The organism is Leucobacter chinensis, assembly GCF_019049105.1.
Lineage (GTDB): Bacteria > Actinomycetota > Actinomycetes > Actinomycetales > Microbacteriaceae > Leucobacter_A > Leucobacter_A chinensis.
Map to the genome: position 1 here is coordinate 224,127 of NZ_JAHQZR010000006.1, position 15,414 is coordinate 239,540.

The window sequence follows — 15,414 nt, forward strand, 5'->3', positions numbered from 1 at the left end:
CTAATGTCTTATTGAGAATGATTATCATTACTGTATAGTGATGAAAGTGAGAAATGCAAACCCCACTTCTGCAAGCGGCCGCGGAGGGCGCACACGCCCCGCGGCCGCTCTGGCAACCCTCGTGGTCGGCGCGCTGCTTGCATTTACTGGCTGCGCGAACGAGCCACCGAGTGGGACCGAGGCCGATGAACGGCCCGTGCGGGTCATTACGACGACCGGTATTCTCGCCGACCTCGTGAGCAACGTCGGGGGCGACCGCGTCGACGTGAGTCAGCTGGTTCCCGACGGCGCCGATCCGCACAGTTACGAACCCACGCTCGGGAGCGTGCGAGATGTCGTGTATGCCGACGCCGCCTTCACGAACTACCTCATGCTCGAAGAACAGAGCGTGGTGCGAACCGTTGATGCGAACCTGCGTGACGGGGTGCCGAATATCTCGCTCGCCGAAAGCGCTGTGAGGTATGCCGCTGAGGTGATTCCGCTCGTTGAAGACATCTCGCTCGACACCGTCTGGCTGGGCACGCGGGTGGTGGGGTCAGGGGCCGAACTCGGCGCCGACCGCAGCTCGCGGGTGCATTTGAGTGCTCTCGCGCTTGACGGTCCCGGCCAGATGTACGCGTACCTCACGGGAACGTTTGGCGAGACCACGCGCTTTTTCACGTGCGATGGCGAGGGGAAACCCTGCGAGAAGAATCGTGACGGCGAGGGCATGACGCTGCCGCCCGACGCGCACACCCACCTCAGCTGGGCCTTCACCGAGCCGGGAATTTACCGGCTGCAGCTCGAAGCCTCGCTCACCAGGGAAGATGGCGGCGAGCGCAAACCACTCACCCGGGGCGAGGTCACCTTCGCGGTTGGCGTTGACCCCTACAGCCTCAACGGCACGCGAACGATCATCTCGCGTGGACACAGCGATATCACGGTTGATCTTGCGCGCGGTGAGCTCGGGCTCGCGGTCGACGACGCGGGAAGCGAGGGAGAGCCCAGCCAGACCGAGTACTCGCTCGACGAGGTCGTCGTTGACGTGCCAACCACGGCGCTGCACGAGGTTCCGGGCGACCCGGCCTACCGCTTTCTCGGCAGAGCAGGGCAGACCATTTATCAGCTGCCACAGGCCGTGCTCGGTAAGCACGTGCACGGCGAGATTGATCCGCACCTCTGGCACAACGTGAAGAACGCGATTGCCTACGTCGAAGTGATCAGAGACACGCTCAGCGACGTCGACCCGGCTGGGGCTGAGACCTACCGCGCACAGGCGGCACGATACCGTGAACGGCTTGAGGTGCTCGACGACGAAGTGCGTGAGACGATCGAATCGATTCCCGCCTCCCAGCGAACGCTCGTGACCACCCACGACGCGTTCGGGTATCTCGGCGCGGCTTACGGCGTGCGCATCGCAGGTTTCGTCACCCCGAACCCCGCGACCGAGCCGAGCCTCAGCGATCGAAAACGCCTCGGCCAAACCATGCGCGACATGCACATCAGAGCCGTGTTTCTCGAGCCGAACCTCGCTGCGCGATCGGCGACACTCACCGAGGTCGCGAAAGAGCACGGCGTGAGCGTGTGCCCGATCTACGGCGACGCCTTCGACGAGCGGGTCGACACCTACATTGACATGATGCGGTTCAACGCCGCTTCGCTGAAGCGCTGCCTCGGTGGCGCGGGCAGTGAACCCCAAACCGACGAGACAGGAGCTCCATGAATAACGCACGCCACGAACCATTGAGGGGCGGCATGAAACCCCTGAGGCGGATCGCGGCCGTGGGCACCGCACTCACGACCGCCGTCGTGCTGCTGTTCGCGGGAAGCGCCGGTGCTCTCGCGACCGATGGTAGCGATGAACCAGGCATCGAGCCAGGGCAGGAGTTCGCGAGTGAGCGCGTCATCGTGAACGAAGGCCACCTCGATTTCGGGCCGACGCTTGGAACTGGCGAGTGGCAACTCAACATTCATGATGACTCAGGCCCGGTCTCGGTGTGGCGTGACCTCAGCGACGTGGTGATCGAGGTGAGCGAGGCAGCGAGGCAGGTAATTCCTGACGACGCCACGTTCTCATTCCTCGGCGAGAAGGCGGGCAGTGAGGTATACGTGATTCCGCAAACCCAGCGCGAGGGTGTCGTGTGGCTTGGGTGGAACACGCAGGAGCCGAGCGTCACCGAAGAAGTCGCCCGAGGGGTGAATCTGAAACTCCTCGATGTCGCGGGGCCCGGCGACATGACCGTCTTTCAAGTGAGCGGTAACTTCAGCACCCCCGAGGTGCTCTGGACGTCGCGCGAGGCCTCGCCGCAGCAGGCCTGGCTCGAGCTCGGTGCTCACACGCACGCAAACTGGGTGTTTAGCGAGGCGGGTGAGTACCTCGTTCGATTCGAAGCAGAGGCAGAGCGAACGAGCGGTGAAGCACTGAGGGCAGAGGGGGTGCTGCGCTTTGCGGTGGGTGACGGGGCCGACTCTGAGGCACTCTTTGCCGCGACGGCAGACGCGACGCCTGGTGCGGACCCGGCTGAATCTCAGCCCGCAGCCACCTCGCGAGCCGGGTATGCCTGGGCGCTCATCGGCGGCAGCGTCGTCGTTATCGCGCTCATCGTTCTGGTGACGTGGCGTCAGGCGAAGAGTATTCGGGCTGGGCGACACGGCGACGAGGCTGCTGGGGTCGGTCGATGACGGGGGAGGCTCGGGCGGCGCTTGAGGTGACCGCGCTCAACGTTTCGCTCAGCGGCCGGGCGATCTTGCGAGATGTCTCGCTCTGCCTGCACCCCGGAGAATTCGTCGCTTTGCTCGGCGCCAACGGGGCGGGAAAGACAACGCTCATGCGCACGATCTTGGGCCTGGTGCCCGCGACGAGAGGCCGGGTGCAGGTTATGGGTAGCCCCGTGCAACGCGCACGAAAGGCGATCGGCTACGTTCCGCAGCGACACGAGTTCGCGTGGGATTTTCCCATGAGCGTCGAGCAGGTGGTGCTCACGGGGCTCACGGCGCACATTGGCTGGCTGCGAAGGCCCGGTGCCCGTCACCGTCGATTGGCCGGCGAGGCGCTCGCAAGGGTCGGGCTGCAAGCCCTCGCAAACCGTCCCATCGCTCAGCTCTCGGGCGGTCAGCGTCAGCGCGTACTCGTTGCGAGAGCGCTCGTGACCGACCCCGCACTGTTGTTGCTCGACGAACCGTTCACAGGCCTCGATATGCCGAGCCAGGAGGTACTCACCGGGGTGTTTACGGCGCTCGCCGCCGAGGGCTGTGCGCTGCTCATGACCACCCACGACCTCATCGCGGCGGTGCACGAGTGCTCGCGCCTGTGCCTCATCGACGGAACGGTTCTCGCCGACGGGGTTCCAGAAACGCTCGGAGACCCTGCGCTGTGGCAGCAAGCCTTTGGGCTGGGTGATCATAACCCGCTGCTCCAGGCGCTCGTGGGCGCCGTTCACCACCGAAAGGAGGCCATGGCATGCTGAGCCCCGTCGATTTCATTCACGACCTACTCAACCCCGACCTCGCGTTCTTGCCGAAGGCCCTCGCGGTCTCGCTCATGTCGAGCATCGTCGCGGGAGTCGTTGGCACCTTCGTCGTGCTGCGGGGCATGGCGTTCATCGGCGATGCTGTCGCCCACGCCGTCTTTCCCGGTCTCGCAATCGCTTTTGTCTTGCAGGGCAACCTCGTGCTCGGAGGAGCGATCGCGGGGGTCACGACCGCGGTGGTCGTCGCGGTGTTCGCCCAGCGCCAGAAGTTGCACGAAGACAGTGTCATTGGCGTCTTCTTCGTCGCCGCCTTCGCGCTCGGTATTGTGATCATGAGTAAAGCTCCCGGTTACGCCGGCTCCCTGCAACAGTTTCTCTTCGGCGCGATCACGGGCATTCCCGACGAAGACGTGCTCGTTATCGCGGTGAGCGGGGCTTTGCTGCTCCTCATCATTGTTGCCTTTCACAAGGAGTTCGTCACGGTCACGCTCGACCGCGAAACTGCTCGGGCCGCAGGCCTTCCCGTAACGGCGCTCGACATCATGCTTTACGTCGCGGTCGCGATCACGGTGGTGATCTCGGTGCAGGTGATCGGGAACGTGCTCGTGCTTGCCCTGCTCATCACCCCGGCCGCGACTGCCCGGTTGCTCACCGAGAGGCATGGGGTCATGATGCTGCTTGCACCCTGCATCGGCGCGTTCTCGGCCATTGTAGGGTTGTACCTCTCATGGAGCTTTGATCTCGCGGCGGGAGGCGCGATCGTGCTCACCGCGACCGCGCTTTTTGTGGCAGCGTGGATCATTTCGCCAGCCCGGTCGAGAGCGCAGCGCCGGGCCGAATCGCGCAGTGAGCCGGCCGGCGATACGGGGCAGCGAGCCGTCACCACGATTCCCGGTGCCGAGGGGCTTCCCGGTGCCGAGGGGCTTGGCGCGGGCGAGGCGAGGGCATGACGGTAACCGCGGCCCGCGCGCGCCGTACGATCGGCATCTCGGTGCTCGGGATTGGTGCGGCCCTCGGTGCCGCGGTGCTGCTCAGGCCGTCCCTGAGCCTGCCCACTCGGCTGCAAGACGCGGTGACCCTCGCGACCGGCGTCTTTCTCGAGTCTCTTGCCTTCGTGTTTCTCGGTATTCTGCTCGGGGCCATTGTGCAGGTCTGGGTGCCGATGAGCCTCTGGCACCGGGTACTGCCTCGCAGGCCGGTGCTGAGGCGTGCGGTGCTCTCGCTGCTCGGGGTGCTCATGCCGGTGTGCGAGTGCGGCAACGTTCCCCTTGCACGAGGGCTCATGCAGCGTGGCTTTACGACCGCTGAGTCGCTCACCTTTTTGCTCGCGGCGCCGGTGCTCAACCCCGTGACCATCGTCACGACCTACCAGGCTTTCGGGTGGCAAGACGGTATTCTGCTCGCCCGGCTGGGTGGCGCATTCGTGATCGCTCAGTGCATCGGCTGGGTTGTTGCACACGTGCGCGATGAACGACAGTTGCTCACCACGAGCTTTCAATCACAGTGTGAGCATCAACCGCACGAGGCTCGGCAATCGAGCGTTGCCCGCGCGGTTGGCATCGCGGTGACCGAGGCGCGGGTTCTCCTGCCGGCGCTGGTCATCGGCTCGGTGCTCGCGGGTGCGATTCAAGCCGGTGTTCCACGAGCCGTGCTGCTCGGCATTGGCTCGCACCCAGTGCTCTCGGTCGTTGCGCTCATGCTGCTCGCCTTCATCGTTTCGCTGTGTTCGAGCATTGACGCGTTCTTTATTCTCACGTTCTCATCGACCTTCTTGCCGGGCGGCATTGTCGCCTTTCTCGTGTTTGGGGCGATGCTCGACCTCAAAATGCTGATGCTACTCAGCACGACCTTTCGGCCAAGGCTCTTGGTCTTTATGGTGCTCACGGTGGGCCTCGCGTGCCTCTCACTAGGATGGGGAATCAACAGTGTCTTCGTATGAGAGTTCGCACGCACATCAGCCAGCGCCGTGGCTCGTGTCGCGTGGTATCGCGGTGGCTCACTGCCTGCTCGGCTCGATCGCCACGATTGCGCTGGGCATCAGCGGGAAGCTCGGCTGGTACGTTCACCCGCGGTACTTCGCCTTCACGATGGCGATGTCGGCCCTCGTGCTCATTCTCGCGCTCATCGCTCTGATCTGCGCCGCTCGGTCACGCCATGGTATTTCTGCTCCCGATACGCATGAGCCACCGGTCTCGCGCCTTGTGGCGGCGATCTCGTTCACTACCCTTGCCGTGGTGTTCGTGGCGCTCTTTCTCGTGCCCCCGGCAACACTCTCGAGTGCTGCGACCGAGGGCCACGATGTAGCGCTTGACGCCGGTGCGCAAAGCGCCAGGAGTGAGGGCTCTCAAGACACCCTGCTCGGCTACGTCGTCGCCGACACTGACGACCCCGAGAACATCTTCTTCGTGACCCGGCTACGCATTTCGTGCTGCGCTGTTGACGCAACTCCCGTGGGCAGCCCCGTATATTTTCCGGGCTGGCAGCGGGAGTTTGAAGCCGAGCAGTGGGTCGAGGTGCAGGGCTTGTTTGGAGCAAACCCGAGCGCCACGAACCGCCTCGAACAGGTCATCATTCCCGAGAGCGTCAGCGCGGTCGAAGAACCGAAAGATCCGTATGTTTACTAACCTTCGTGCCATTGCACTCCTCAGTGTACTGACGCTTCTCGCCGGTGCTCTCGCCTTCGTGACGGCAACGCAGGCGCCCGGCGTGATGAGCGTCTCGGTGAACACGCGCAGCGCCACCGAACGGCCCGGGCAGTTGCTCGTGCTTACGCTCAACCGAGTGCCTCAACCGCTCACCGAGGCCGACGTCACCGTGACACCCGCTGTCGCCTTCACCGCGCGCAGCGAGGCAAACCGTGTCGAGGTGCAGTTTGCTGAGGCGCTCGATTACCACACCGAGTACACCGTCGAGGTTGGGGTCACGGGGCTCGACAACGGGTCTCGAGCAACACTCACCGAGCAATTCACGACCCCGAAGGCGAGCCTCGTGACGCTCGTTCACGCTGAAGAGTCACCCGACCGTTTGCTCAGGCACACGCTCGACCCTCTGAAAGGAGCGGTGGGCATCGGTGCTGAGCACAGCGAGGTGGTGTTCGAACACCCGCACATCGACGACTACGCGGTGCTCGGCGACCGCATCGTCGCGGTGACGCTCGTCGACGGTGGCGGGGCACAGCCGGTGCTTATCGACCCGGCGACGGGAACGGGCGAACCGCTCAGCAGCGAGCCGTGGCCCTCGCTCACGGCGCTTCAGGCTGACGCGCAAACCATGACGATCGGGTACCTCGTTGGAGCCGTTTCCGACACTGAATCGCACGGTCGCGAGCTCCCCAAGGCGTTACTCTTGCAAAACCTCGCTGCCGGAACTTCGATGCCGCGTCAGGTGACTGCGGGTCAGCGTGCGTCTGGAGAGCCCATAGGTATCGCGCGGTGGGCGATGCTTCCGAAGTTTTCAGCGGTCGCGGTTGAGCGCGACGATGGGGCGGTATACGTCGTGCCGCTTGAACACACCTTTGAGGCGAAAGCCGAGCCACTCTTGGTGTCTCGTGACGCCTCGGTGCTTGGCGTCTCGCCAGGGGGCACCGAACTCATGATCGAGCACGACGGGCATACCGTGAGTATCGACCTCGAAGCAATGCTTGACGGCGGCGACGAGGGAGCGACGAGTGCGAGCTTGCCCGAGCGTGAGCTGAGGCAACGCTTTGAAGCGCAACACCCCGAGGTGCGCGTGGGCGAGATATGCATGTCATCGAACGATCGACTCGCCGCGATCGAGCTCGGTGCTGCTCGGGGTGGGCAGGCAACAACGGTCGTCGTTGACGCTCGCGACGCCCAGCAACGCGCATCGGTGCTGGGCGCTAAACCGGGGTGGTGTCGTTAGGGCCTGGGTACCTTCATCGCAGTGAGTCGTCGACTCGCTCGGCACAGATCACGTGAAAGCCCTTCTCGCGCGCATACCGTTCGACCGAGAGGAACGGGAAGGTCTCGGCGATCCACCGCTGCAACGATTCTGCGCCGAGGTGCTTGCCCACGACGAGATACGCGAAGCCCCCAGTCACGAGACGGGGGAGCCACTCACCGAGAATCTCGTGCAGCGCGTCTTTACCCACGCGAATGGGCGGGTTTGAGCGGATCTCTGCGAAGCGCAGTCCCTCGGGAACCGCTTCAGGCGCACACACGTGAACGTTGTCGAGACCGAGCGTCGCCGCATTGCGCTGCGTGAGATCGCGGGCCCGCTCGTTGACATCGATGGCCCACACTGGCTCGTCTGCGAGGTCGAGCGCGGCAGAGAGTGCAATGGGACCCCACCCACAGCCGATGTCGAGCACGGGGCCTGACTCGGCGGGAGGGGTGTGCTTGAGAAGCACTTCGGTGCCACGGTCGAGGTGATCGGGGCTGAACACCCCTCCCGCGGTGTCGAGTTGTACCTCGCGACCGGCGAGTGAGACCGTGATGCGCTGCGACTTTTCAGGGCTCGCGGGGCTGGCCGAAAAGTAGTGGTCAGAAGAAAGATTCATGATGAAACCAGTATCTCACCATCTCGTTCGCGTAGACTCTGCCTCAGATGACGAAAAACACTTCTCAAGATCACCAGTCTCAAGAGCACGATGACGAGTTCGACCAGGCCGCAGCTCAGGCCGCCAGTGAAACGGCACACGATGACGTGCTCTCACGCGTGCTGAGCCGAGCAAACGGGCCATCAAGCACCGTATTTCGCGACCTCACCCAGGCAGAGGCGCTCGACACCGAAGAGCATGATGCCTTCGACGATGACATGCACGCGATTCGCCTCGAGCGCGAGCAGCGAGCCTCGCTCAAACGTGTTGGCGGGCTTTCGACCCAGCTCGAAGATATTTCAGAGGTTGAATACCGCGAGGTGCAGCTCGAAAACGTCGTGCTCATCGGGGTGTACTCGCAGGGCTCGTTGGCCGACGCCGAGAACTCGTTGAGGGAGCTCGCGGCACTCGCTGAGACTGCCGGAGCAAACGTGCTCGACGGTGTACTGCAGCGCCGCCCGAACCCCGACCCCGCAACGTACTTTGGTAAGGGCAAGGCCGCAGAGCTTCGCGACCTCGTCGCCTCGTTGCACGCCGACACCGTTATCGCCGATAGCGAGCTTGCGCCCAGCCAAAGGCGCGCGCTTGAAGACGTGGTGAAGGTCAAAGTGCTTGACCGAACCGCCGTGATTCTTGACATCTTCAGTCAGCACGCGCAGAGCCGCGAAGGCAAGGCGCAGGTCGAACTCGCGCAGCTCGAATACCTGCTTCCACGTCTTCGTGGGTGGGGCGAATCAATGTCGCGTCAGGCCGGTGGCCAGGTTGGCTCAGGAGGCGCGGGCATGGGGTCGAGAGGCCCCGGCGAGACGAAGATGGAGCTCGACCGACGCAAGATTCACACGCGCATGGCGAAGCTCAAACGAGAGATCGCGGGCATGGCTCCAGCTCGTGAGACCAAGCGCGCCCAGCGTAAGCGCGGCAAGGTGCCCTCGGTCGCCATCGCTGGCTACACGAATGCTGGCAAGTCATCGCTCGTGAACCGCCTGACCGGCGCGACCGAGCTCGTGCAAAACCAGCTGTTTGCGACGCTTGACACGGCGGTGCGCAGCTCAGAGACACCAGACGGGCGAACCTTCACCTACGCCGACACTGTTGGCTTCGTGCGCAACCTGCCGCACCAACTCGTTGAGGCTTTTCGCTCGACCTTCGAAGAGGTTGGCGATGCCGACGTGATCTTGCACGTGGTTGATGCCTCGCACCCCGACCCTGCCGCTCAGCTCGAGACCGTGCGCGATGTGATTGCAGAGGTCGACGCAAACGATATTCCCGAGATCGTCGTGTTCAACAAGAGTGACATGATCGATGAGACGACGCGTCTTGTGCTGCACGGCCTCGAGCCCAAGGCCGTCTTTGCCTCGGCCAAAACGGGCGAGGGCATCGACGACATTCGGGTACGCATTGCTGCCGCGCTTCCCGAGCCCAAGCACGACATTGTTGCGGTCATTCCCTACGACCAGGGAGGGCTTGTCTCTGAGCTGCACGAGCAGCACCGCGTGCTCTCGCTCGAGTACGAGCAGGAGGGCACGAGAACCCACGCGCTCGTCAGCGACCAGATGCTCGCGCGGCTTGCGCCGTACCTGCGCGACGAGTCAGGCGAGACAGACCGCTAACTGGTGCTGCCTGGCAGAGAGGTTACGGGTGACCCGTCTCGCTAGTCGAGGCGGGTCAGGTAGAACTCTGGCTCTGCCGGCGTGCCACCAACCTTGCACTTGAACCAGCCGTTACCCATGGCATCGCTCGAGGCTGGGGCCTTGAAGAACCAGGCGTTGCCTTCGCGCTTCTCGATGGCCTTATGGCTCTGCCAGTCGGGGGTGAGCCCCGGGAAGAGCCGGTCTCCCTCGGCGACGCAGGCGTTTCTCGCCGTTTCCTGGGTGAAGGTTGCCTCGACGGCCTCGTCGGTGTCTGTACTCGGGGCGTCCGCTCCCTCGCCGTTCTGCTCGCCATCGCCTTCATCGCGCTTGGCGGTATCTTCTGGCTCTTCGTTGACGTTTGAAACGTCTTCCTGCGAGGTCTGGCTTGACTCTGTGGGCGCCTGCGCGTCGCCCTCTGGCGCCTGGGCCGTCTTCGCGCCGAGGTTGGTAATCGCGGCAATGAGGCCGAGGAGAGCCAAAACGATGATGGCGAAGGTGAGGCCATAGGCCCGTCTCTTCTTCGGCGCGACCGGCTGCTCAGCGGCGGTCGGGAGAGCGCCCTGCGATACCGGGCCGTTTCCGGCCGCCGGGCCTTCGCTCTCTGGTCCCTGACTTGGTTGCGTGTGAGGGTTCATCGAGTCAGACATCTTTTCTCCATGGGGTCGCTGTGCATGCGGGCGTAGCAGGGAACCCTGATTCTGGGCCTCGTTACGCTGTAAGCATGCACCTCTAGTGTACTGCGGCGGTCGCGGCTAGGCTTAAGGTCCCGGCGCGCTACGAAAGCGGGGAGGGTCTTTGCTTCGGCGCACGGGTAAGCGTGAAGGAGACTGTATGCCGCACAAGGATATTCCGAGACGCCAAGATATCGAGGCCCTGGCCTCGGCTCGAACGCCTCACTCGGTTTCGATTTACACGCCATCTGGGCCTCTGCCTGAAGACGCAGAGAAAGCCCGAATTACCCTCAAAAACCAGGTTCGAGATGCCGCAACACAGCTGAAAGAGGCCGGTGCCCCGGCAGGCACTATCGAACACCTCGAGCGCGTGCTCGACGGGTTCATGAGCGACGCACCGTTCTGGAAGTACCAGGCGCAGTCACTCGCAATATTTATCACACCAGACGATGTTCAGAGCTACCGTCTACCGAACCGCTTCACCGCGACCGTAGACGTGGCTGATCGGTTTTACATCAAGCCGCTCATGCGCACGATTACTTTTCCACAGTCGGCTTTCGTACTCGCGATGGCCCAGAACTCGGTACGTCTCATTCGAGTGACGGCTGATCAGCCCGGCGAGGTGCAAGAAGTACCAGACATGCCGACCGACATGGAGTCGTTCTTGAATCGCGACGTGCCTGAGCGTCAGAAGTTCGATCGTGGCGAGCACGACGACGCGGTGCGGGTGCAGCAGTTTGCCGCAGCGATCAATAAAGCGGTCTATCCTGTCGTGCGTGCCACGAAACTGCCGCTCATTCTTGCCTCGGCAGACACCCTTGCAAACGCCTATAAGCGCGCAAATGCCTACGAGTACCTTGCGCCTGAAATGATCCACGGTAATGTCGAGGGGGTCTCGCCTGACGCGCTCGCCGAGAAAGCGCGGCCAGTGCTCGATGCGCTCTATGCGGCCGAGATTGCAGAGGTCGTCGACCACTTTAAGGCACGAGAGGGCCAGCTTATGGGGTCGAAAGATCTCGAGACGGTTGCTCTCGGTGCGAGTATGCACGCGATCGATACGCTGCTCGTCGACTTTGACCAGCGCATTGCGGGAACCCTGGCTGATGACGGTACGGTGACGTATTCAGAAGCCGACGATGCTCAGAACTACGGTGTGGTTGACGAGATTTTGCGGCGCGCACTCGTGGTGAACGCGCGCGTGTATGCCGTTCGTGCTGCCGAGATGCCCGATGGGGCGACGGTTGCCGCGACATTCCGGTTTCCGGTTTCGTAGGGGCGCGTAGCTCCCTCGCATCCCGGTGCTGGCCTTAAACCGCACCAAAGAAAACGCCCCGTGGCACACGTTCCGTGCCACGGGGCGTTTCTGTTGTACAGGGCTCTAGAGGGAGCGGAAGACTGCCACGACTTTGCCGAGCACCTCAGCAAAGTCGCCGAGAATGGGTTCAAACGCACTGTTGCGCGGCAACAGCCACGTGTGCCCGTCACGTTGGCGAAAGACCTTCACGGTAGCCTCACCGTCGAGCATCGCCGCCACGATGTCGCCGTTCTGTGCGTTATTCTGCTCACGCACGACGACGAGGTCGCCGTCACAAATGGCGGCGTCGATCATTGAATCGCCGACAACCTTGAGCATGAAGAGGTTACCGTCACCGACGAGATGCCGGGGCAGGGGCACAAGGTCATCGACGTGCTGCTCTGCAGTAATGGGAATGCCAGCAGCGATTTGCCCGACGAGGGGAACGAACGCGGTTTCTGCTGGCTGTTGCTCATCGTGGTTGTGGATCGAATCGTGCACACTCGCGAGTTCGGTCAGGACTTCGAGCGCACGTGGTCGCTTTGGATCGCGGCGAATAAAGCCTGCGAGTTCGAGCCTGCCGAGTTGATGCGTGACGCTCGAGAGCGAGGCAAGCCCAACCGCATCACCGATCTCGCGCATGCTTGGCGGATACCCCTGAGTTTCGACCTCCCGTGAGATGAACTCGAGAATGGCGAGCTGTTTTTCTGTCAGCACTTTCTTGGGGTCGCGCTGTGCATCGGTCGCCATGAGCCTCTCCTCGATCAGCAATGTCGGTGGTGTGGTGTTGGGTGTCTCTTAGTAGCTCACCGTAGTTGGTTTCGCGCAGTGCCGCAAACATGTGTTCGAGTGTTTGGCAAAAAATATTCGAATACAGCTCCAGTGAAGTCTTGCAAAAGTGAAAAATAGAATGTATGTTCGAAACAGGTGTTCGAACCCCAGTGGTTTCGAACGGAAGGAGATAATCATGAACGCTACGGTGTACGCGACTGCATCGCACATCGAGACGCAGGCTATTGCGCAGCGCACGACCCTTCGTCTTACCCGCCGCGGGCGACTCGTCTTCTCAGCGATGGCCGCCAGTGTTGTCGTTGCAGGCATCGCCCTTGGTGCACTGTTTTTTCCTTCGAGTGCACAGGCCTCGATCGAAAACACCGATCCCGTTGCTTTTGAGTACATTGTTGCTGAACCTGGCGATTCGCTCTGGTCGCTCGCGCAGCGCATCGCCCCGGGGGTTGACACTCGTGACGTTGTCTACGACCTGAAGCGCCTCAATCAGCTAGAAGGCTCTGACATTGTTGTCGGCCAGGAGATTGCGGTACCGCTGAACTACACCGAGTAGTGCGAGCGGGCCTTGGCAGGCTGGGCCTCCTTCTCTCCAGGCGTGCTCTGTTCTCACGGCGATGTGGGGCAGAAACCCCGAAGCAACACTCTGAGGCAGGCACTCTGTAGAATGACAGCTATGAGTGCAACCCCACGCGTCGCAACGCTCACGCGCGAAACGAGCGAATCACAGATTTCCATCACCGTAAACCTCGACGGCACTGGCCGCTCCGAGATTGAGACGGCCGTTCCTTTCTTTGATCATATGCTCACCGCATTTGCGAAGCACTCGCTCACCGACCTCACGGTAAAGGCGCACGGCGACGTGCACATCGACATTCACCACACGGTCGAAGACACGGGCATTCTGCTCGGTCAGGCCATTCTCGAAGCGCTCGGCGACAAGGCAGGAATCTCTCGCTACGGTGATGCGCTCGTTCCGCTTGATGAGTCACTCGCGCAGGCTGCTGTCGATATCTCTGGCCGGCCATACCTCGTGCACTCGGGGGAGCCAGAGGGGTTCGAGTTTCACCTCATTGGCGGCCACTACACCGGGTCAATGGTGCGGCACTTCTTCGAAGCTCTCGTGCTGAACGCGCGCCTCACAGCGCACATTACCCTCGTCGCAGGGCGCGATCCGCACCACATTGCAGAGGCCGAGTTCAAAGCATTCGCACGCGCGTTCCGCGTGGCAAAGTCACTCGACCCGCTCGTTGAGGGGATTCCCTCAACCAAGGGCAAGCTCTAAGCCAATAACCTCAGCACGAAGGAACACTGTGACACAGGCAAAGCTCGAACTTCTTCCGGCCATCGACATTGTGAACGGCAAAGCCGTCATGCTGCACCAGGGCGTTGCAGGAACCGAGACCGACTACGGGAGCCCGCTCGACGCGGTAACCGAGTGGGTGAAGCGCGGGGCAGAATGGGTGCACATTGTTGACCTTGATCGTGCCTTCGGGCGCGGGTCGAACACCGAACTCATTCGCGAGGTCATCGACCGCACAGGCGAGGTAAAGGTTGAACTCTCGGGCGGCATTCGCGACACGAAGAGCCTCGAGGCTATCCTTGACATCGGCCCAACGCGCGTGAATATTGGCACCGCGGCTCTTGAAAACCCCGAGTGGACCGCCGAGATTATTGCCGAGTATGGCGACAAGATCGCCGTGAGTCTCGACGTGCGAGGCGAAACGCTCGCGGGCCGTGGCTGGACTAAAGACGGCGGTAATATTTGGCAGGTGCTCGACCGGCTCGAAGCGGTGAACTGCCCGCGCTACGTCGTGACCGATGTGACGCAAGACGGTACACTCCAGGGCCCCAACGTCGAACTGCTGGCTGAGATCTGCAAACGCACCGAGAAACCAGTCGTTGCCTCAGGCGGCATTGCCACACTGGCCGACCTCGAAGCTCTGCGGGGGCTTGTCGCTTCAGGGCTCGAGGGAGCGATCGTTGGAACGGCGCTCTATGACGGGCAGTTCACGCTTGAAGAAGCGCTCACCGTTGCAGGCCGCTAGGGCGCATAGAAAGGCGTACAGAGAGCAGTAGCATGGCGATCAAAAAGCTCCCCTCAACGGGCGATATGCCGAGGTCAACCGGTGTTCCCGAGAGTCTCGTTCCGGGAGGTGCTCACGACTCGGCGGGGTTCACGTGGGAAGGACGAACGTTCGATCACCACGGAACCGCATTTGCCGATGACACTGGTGAAACCCCTGAGGCAGTGAGCAACGCGATTACCGCGGTGCGCGACTGCGTTGCAAAGCTTACCGAAGAAGTCGATGCTGAGAAGCAGGCCGCCCTCCTCAATGAGCTTGCAGAAGCCCAGGCCAACGTTGTTGCCGTTTGCTCGGGCGAACGCTTCCTCATCCCGCTCATAACCGAGGCGGGTGATTTCGGCCTGACGCCCGAGGGCAAGGTTGTCGAAAAGTCGCAGGAACTTTCCATCGTGACGGTGAAAGCCCCTGACGGCCGCGGGGCTATGCCGGTCTTCACCTCGGTTGCCGCGATGCAGGCGTGGAACGCCGAGAGCCGACCCATTCCCGTTCCCGGAGCTCAGGTTGCCCTTGCCGCCGCACAAGAAGAAACCGACCTCGTCATCATCGACCCGGGCCAGGAAGCGACTGAGTTCGCCGTCAGGCGACCGTTGCTTGAGGCCTTTGCCCTCGGCACAACCGTGCTGCCCTCGTGGGCAGACCCTGAGGTGCAAGAAGCGTTTGCTGCGTCGGTCTCTGACGAGCCTCACGTTCGCCACGTTGTGCTCGCGCCCGGTGACCCAGCTGGCCGTTTGCGGGGGCCAGAAACATCGGTCGGGCTCGTGCTTGAGCCAGGTCTTGATCAGCAGACACTACAGCAGTTGCTCGGCAGGCTGCAGCAGCGTTGGGCAGCGAACGAACGCATCGCTCGTTCGGTTGACGCGCTCGGGGTGAAACTGCACAGCGCTTAGTCCCCGCGTTTGGCACAGATCGTCGGGCTCTGCGCGACGAGGATCGTGTGC

The 15,414-nt window shown here is 62.5% G+C and carries 16 protein-coding genes; 13 read left to right on the forward strand and 3 right to left on the reverse strand.

Going from position 1 to position 15,414, the window contains the following annotated elements:
* Positions 1-40 precede the first annotated feature (40 nt).
* Genes KTJ78_RS08235 through KTJ78_RS08265 form a run of 7 tightly spaced genes read left to right on the forward strand, consistent with a single transcriptional unit; the run spans position 41 to position 7,331 of the window.
* Positions 41-1,702, forward strand: a complete 1,662-nt coding sequence (locus KTJ78_RS08235) for an anchored repeat ABC transporter, substrate-binding protein (protein WP_217134476.1) — start codon at positions 41-43, stop codon at positions 1,700-1,702.
* Positions 1,699-2,661: a choice-of-anchor M domain-containing protein gene (locus tag KTJ78_RS08240; RefSeq protein ID WP_217134478.1), complete on the forward strand. Its 963-nt coding sequence runs from the start codon at positions 1,699-1,701 to the stop codon at positions 2,659-2,661. Before KTJ78_RS08235 ends, KTJ78_RS08240 begins: the two co-directional genes overlap by 4 nt.
* Complete coding sequence (locus tag KTJ78_RS08245; protein ID WP_217134480.1) at positions 2,658-3,446, forward strand: anchored repeat-type ABC transporter ATP-binding subunit; 789 nt, start codon at positions 2,658-2,660, stop codon at positions 3,444-3,446. The genes KTJ78_RS08240 and KTJ78_RS08245 overlap by 4 nt, the downstream gene beginning before the upstream one ends.
* Positions 3,440-4,399: an anchored repeat-type ABC transporter permease subunit gene (locus KTJ78_RS08250; protein ID WP_217134482.1), complete on the forward strand. Its 960-nt coding sequence runs from the start codon at positions 3,440-3,442 to the stop codon at positions 4,397-4,399. The genes KTJ78_RS08245 and KTJ78_RS08250 overlap by 7 nt, the downstream gene beginning before the upstream one ends.
* Positions 4,396-5,388: a permease gene (locus KTJ78_RS08255; RefSeq protein WP_217134484.1), complete on the forward strand. Its 993-nt coding sequence runs from the start codon at positions 4,396-4,398 to the stop codon at positions 5,386-5,388. The genes KTJ78_RS08250 and KTJ78_RS08255 overlap by 4 nt, the downstream gene beginning before the upstream one ends.
* Positions 5,375-6,073, forward strand: coding sequence for a TIGR03943 family putative permease subunit (locus KTJ78_RS08260; RefSeq protein WP_217134486.1), 699 nt, complete (start codon positions 5,375-5,377; stop codon positions 6,071-6,073). Before KTJ78_RS08255 ends, KTJ78_RS08260 begins: the two co-directional genes overlap by 14 nt.
* Positions 6,063-7,331 (forward strand): Ig-like domain-containing domain, encoded by a 1,269-nt coding sequence (locus tag KTJ78_RS08265; protein WP_217134487.1) that lies wholly within the window; start codon positions 6,063-6,065, stop codon positions 7,329-7,331. The genes KTJ78_RS08260 and KTJ78_RS08265 overlap by 11 nt, the downstream gene beginning before the upstream one ends.
* Before the next feature lie 13 nt (positions 7,332-7,344).
* Here the strand turns inward: KTJ78_RS08265 and KTJ78_RS08270 are convergent, their stop codons facing one another.
* Positions 7,345-7,968: a class I SAM-dependent methyltransferase gene (locus tag KTJ78_RS08270; protein WP_217134489.1), complete on the reverse strand. Its 624-nt coding sequence runs from the start codon at positions 7,966-7,968 to the stop codon at positions 7,345-7,347.
* A gap of 47 nt (positions 7,969-8,015) precedes the next feature.
* Between KTJ78_RS08270 and hflX the strand changes: the two genes are divergently transcribed.
* Positions 8,016-9,617: a GTPase HflX gene (gene hflX, locus KTJ78_RS08275; protein ID WP_217134490.1), complete on the forward strand. Its 1,602-nt coding sequence runs from the start codon at positions 8,016-8,018 to the stop codon at positions 9,615-9,617.
* A 41-nt stretch (positions 9,618-9,658) separates the two neighbouring features.
* On the opposite strand, the gene KTJ78_RS08280 is transcribed toward hflX, so the two are convergent.
* A complete protein-coding gene (locus KTJ78_RS08280; RefSeq protein ID WP_217134492.1) occupies positions 9,659-10,285 on the reverse strand; it encodes a hypothetical protein in 627 nt (208 codons plus the stop codon).
* A 184-nt stretch (positions 10,286-10,469) separates the two neighbouring features.
* On the opposite strand from KTJ78_RS08280, the gene KTJ78_RS08285 reads away from it, so the two are divergent.
* Positions 10,470-11,582, forward strand: a complete 1,113-nt coding sequence (locus tag KTJ78_RS08285; RefSeq protein ID WP_217134494.1) for a baeRF11 domain-containing protein — start codon at positions 10,470-10,472, stop codon at positions 11,580-11,582.
* A gap of 105 nt (positions 11,583-11,687) precedes the next feature.
* On the opposite strand, the gene lexA is transcribed toward KTJ78_RS08285, so the two are convergent.
* Positions 11,688-12,371 (reverse strand): transcriptional repressor LexA, encoded by a 684-nt coding sequence (gene lexA, locus KTJ78_RS08290; protein ID WP_369808051.1) that lies wholly within the window; start codon positions 12,369-12,371, stop codon positions 11,688-11,690.
* Positions 12,372-12,570: 199 nt separating this feature from the next.
* On the opposite strand from lexA, the gene KTJ78_RS08295 reads away from it, so the two are divergent.
* The 4 genes from KTJ78_RS08295 to KTJ78_RS08310 all read left to right on the forward strand — a co-directional run bounded on the left by KTJ78_RS08295 (position 12,571) and on the right by KTJ78_RS08310 (position 15,363).
* Positions 12,571-12,945: a LysM peptidoglycan-binding domain-containing protein gene (locus tag KTJ78_RS08295; RefSeq protein ID WP_217134498.1), complete on the forward strand. Its 375-nt coding sequence runs from the start codon at positions 12,571-12,573 to the stop codon at positions 12,943-12,945.
* A 120-nt stretch (positions 12,946-13,065) separates the two neighbouring features.
* Positions 13,066-13,674 (forward strand): imidazoleglycerol-phosphate dehydratase HisB, encoded by a 609-nt coding sequence (gene hisB / locus KTJ78_RS08300; protein ID WP_217134499.1) that lies wholly within the window; start codon positions 13,066-13,068, stop codon positions 13,672-13,674.
* A 28-nt stretch (positions 13,675-13,702) separates the two neighbouring features.
* The gene (priA, locus tag KTJ78_RS08305; RefSeq protein WP_369808035.1) at positions 13,703-14,437 is read left to right on the forward strand and encodes a bifunctional 1-(5-phosphoribosyl)-5-((5-phosphoribosylamino)methylideneamino)imidazole-4-carboxamide isomerase/phosphoribosylanthranilate isomerase PriA; all 735 of its coding nucleotides are present in this window, start codon (positions 13,703-13,705) and stop codon (positions 14,435-14,437) included.
* Between the two features lie 32 nt (positions 14,438-14,469).
* Complete coding sequence (locus tag KTJ78_RS08310) at positions 14,470-15,363, forward strand: SseB family protein (RefSeq protein ID WP_217134500.1); 894 nt, start codon at positions 14,470-14,472, stop codon at positions 15,361-15,363.
* Positions 15,364-15,414 lie beyond the last annotated feature (51 nt).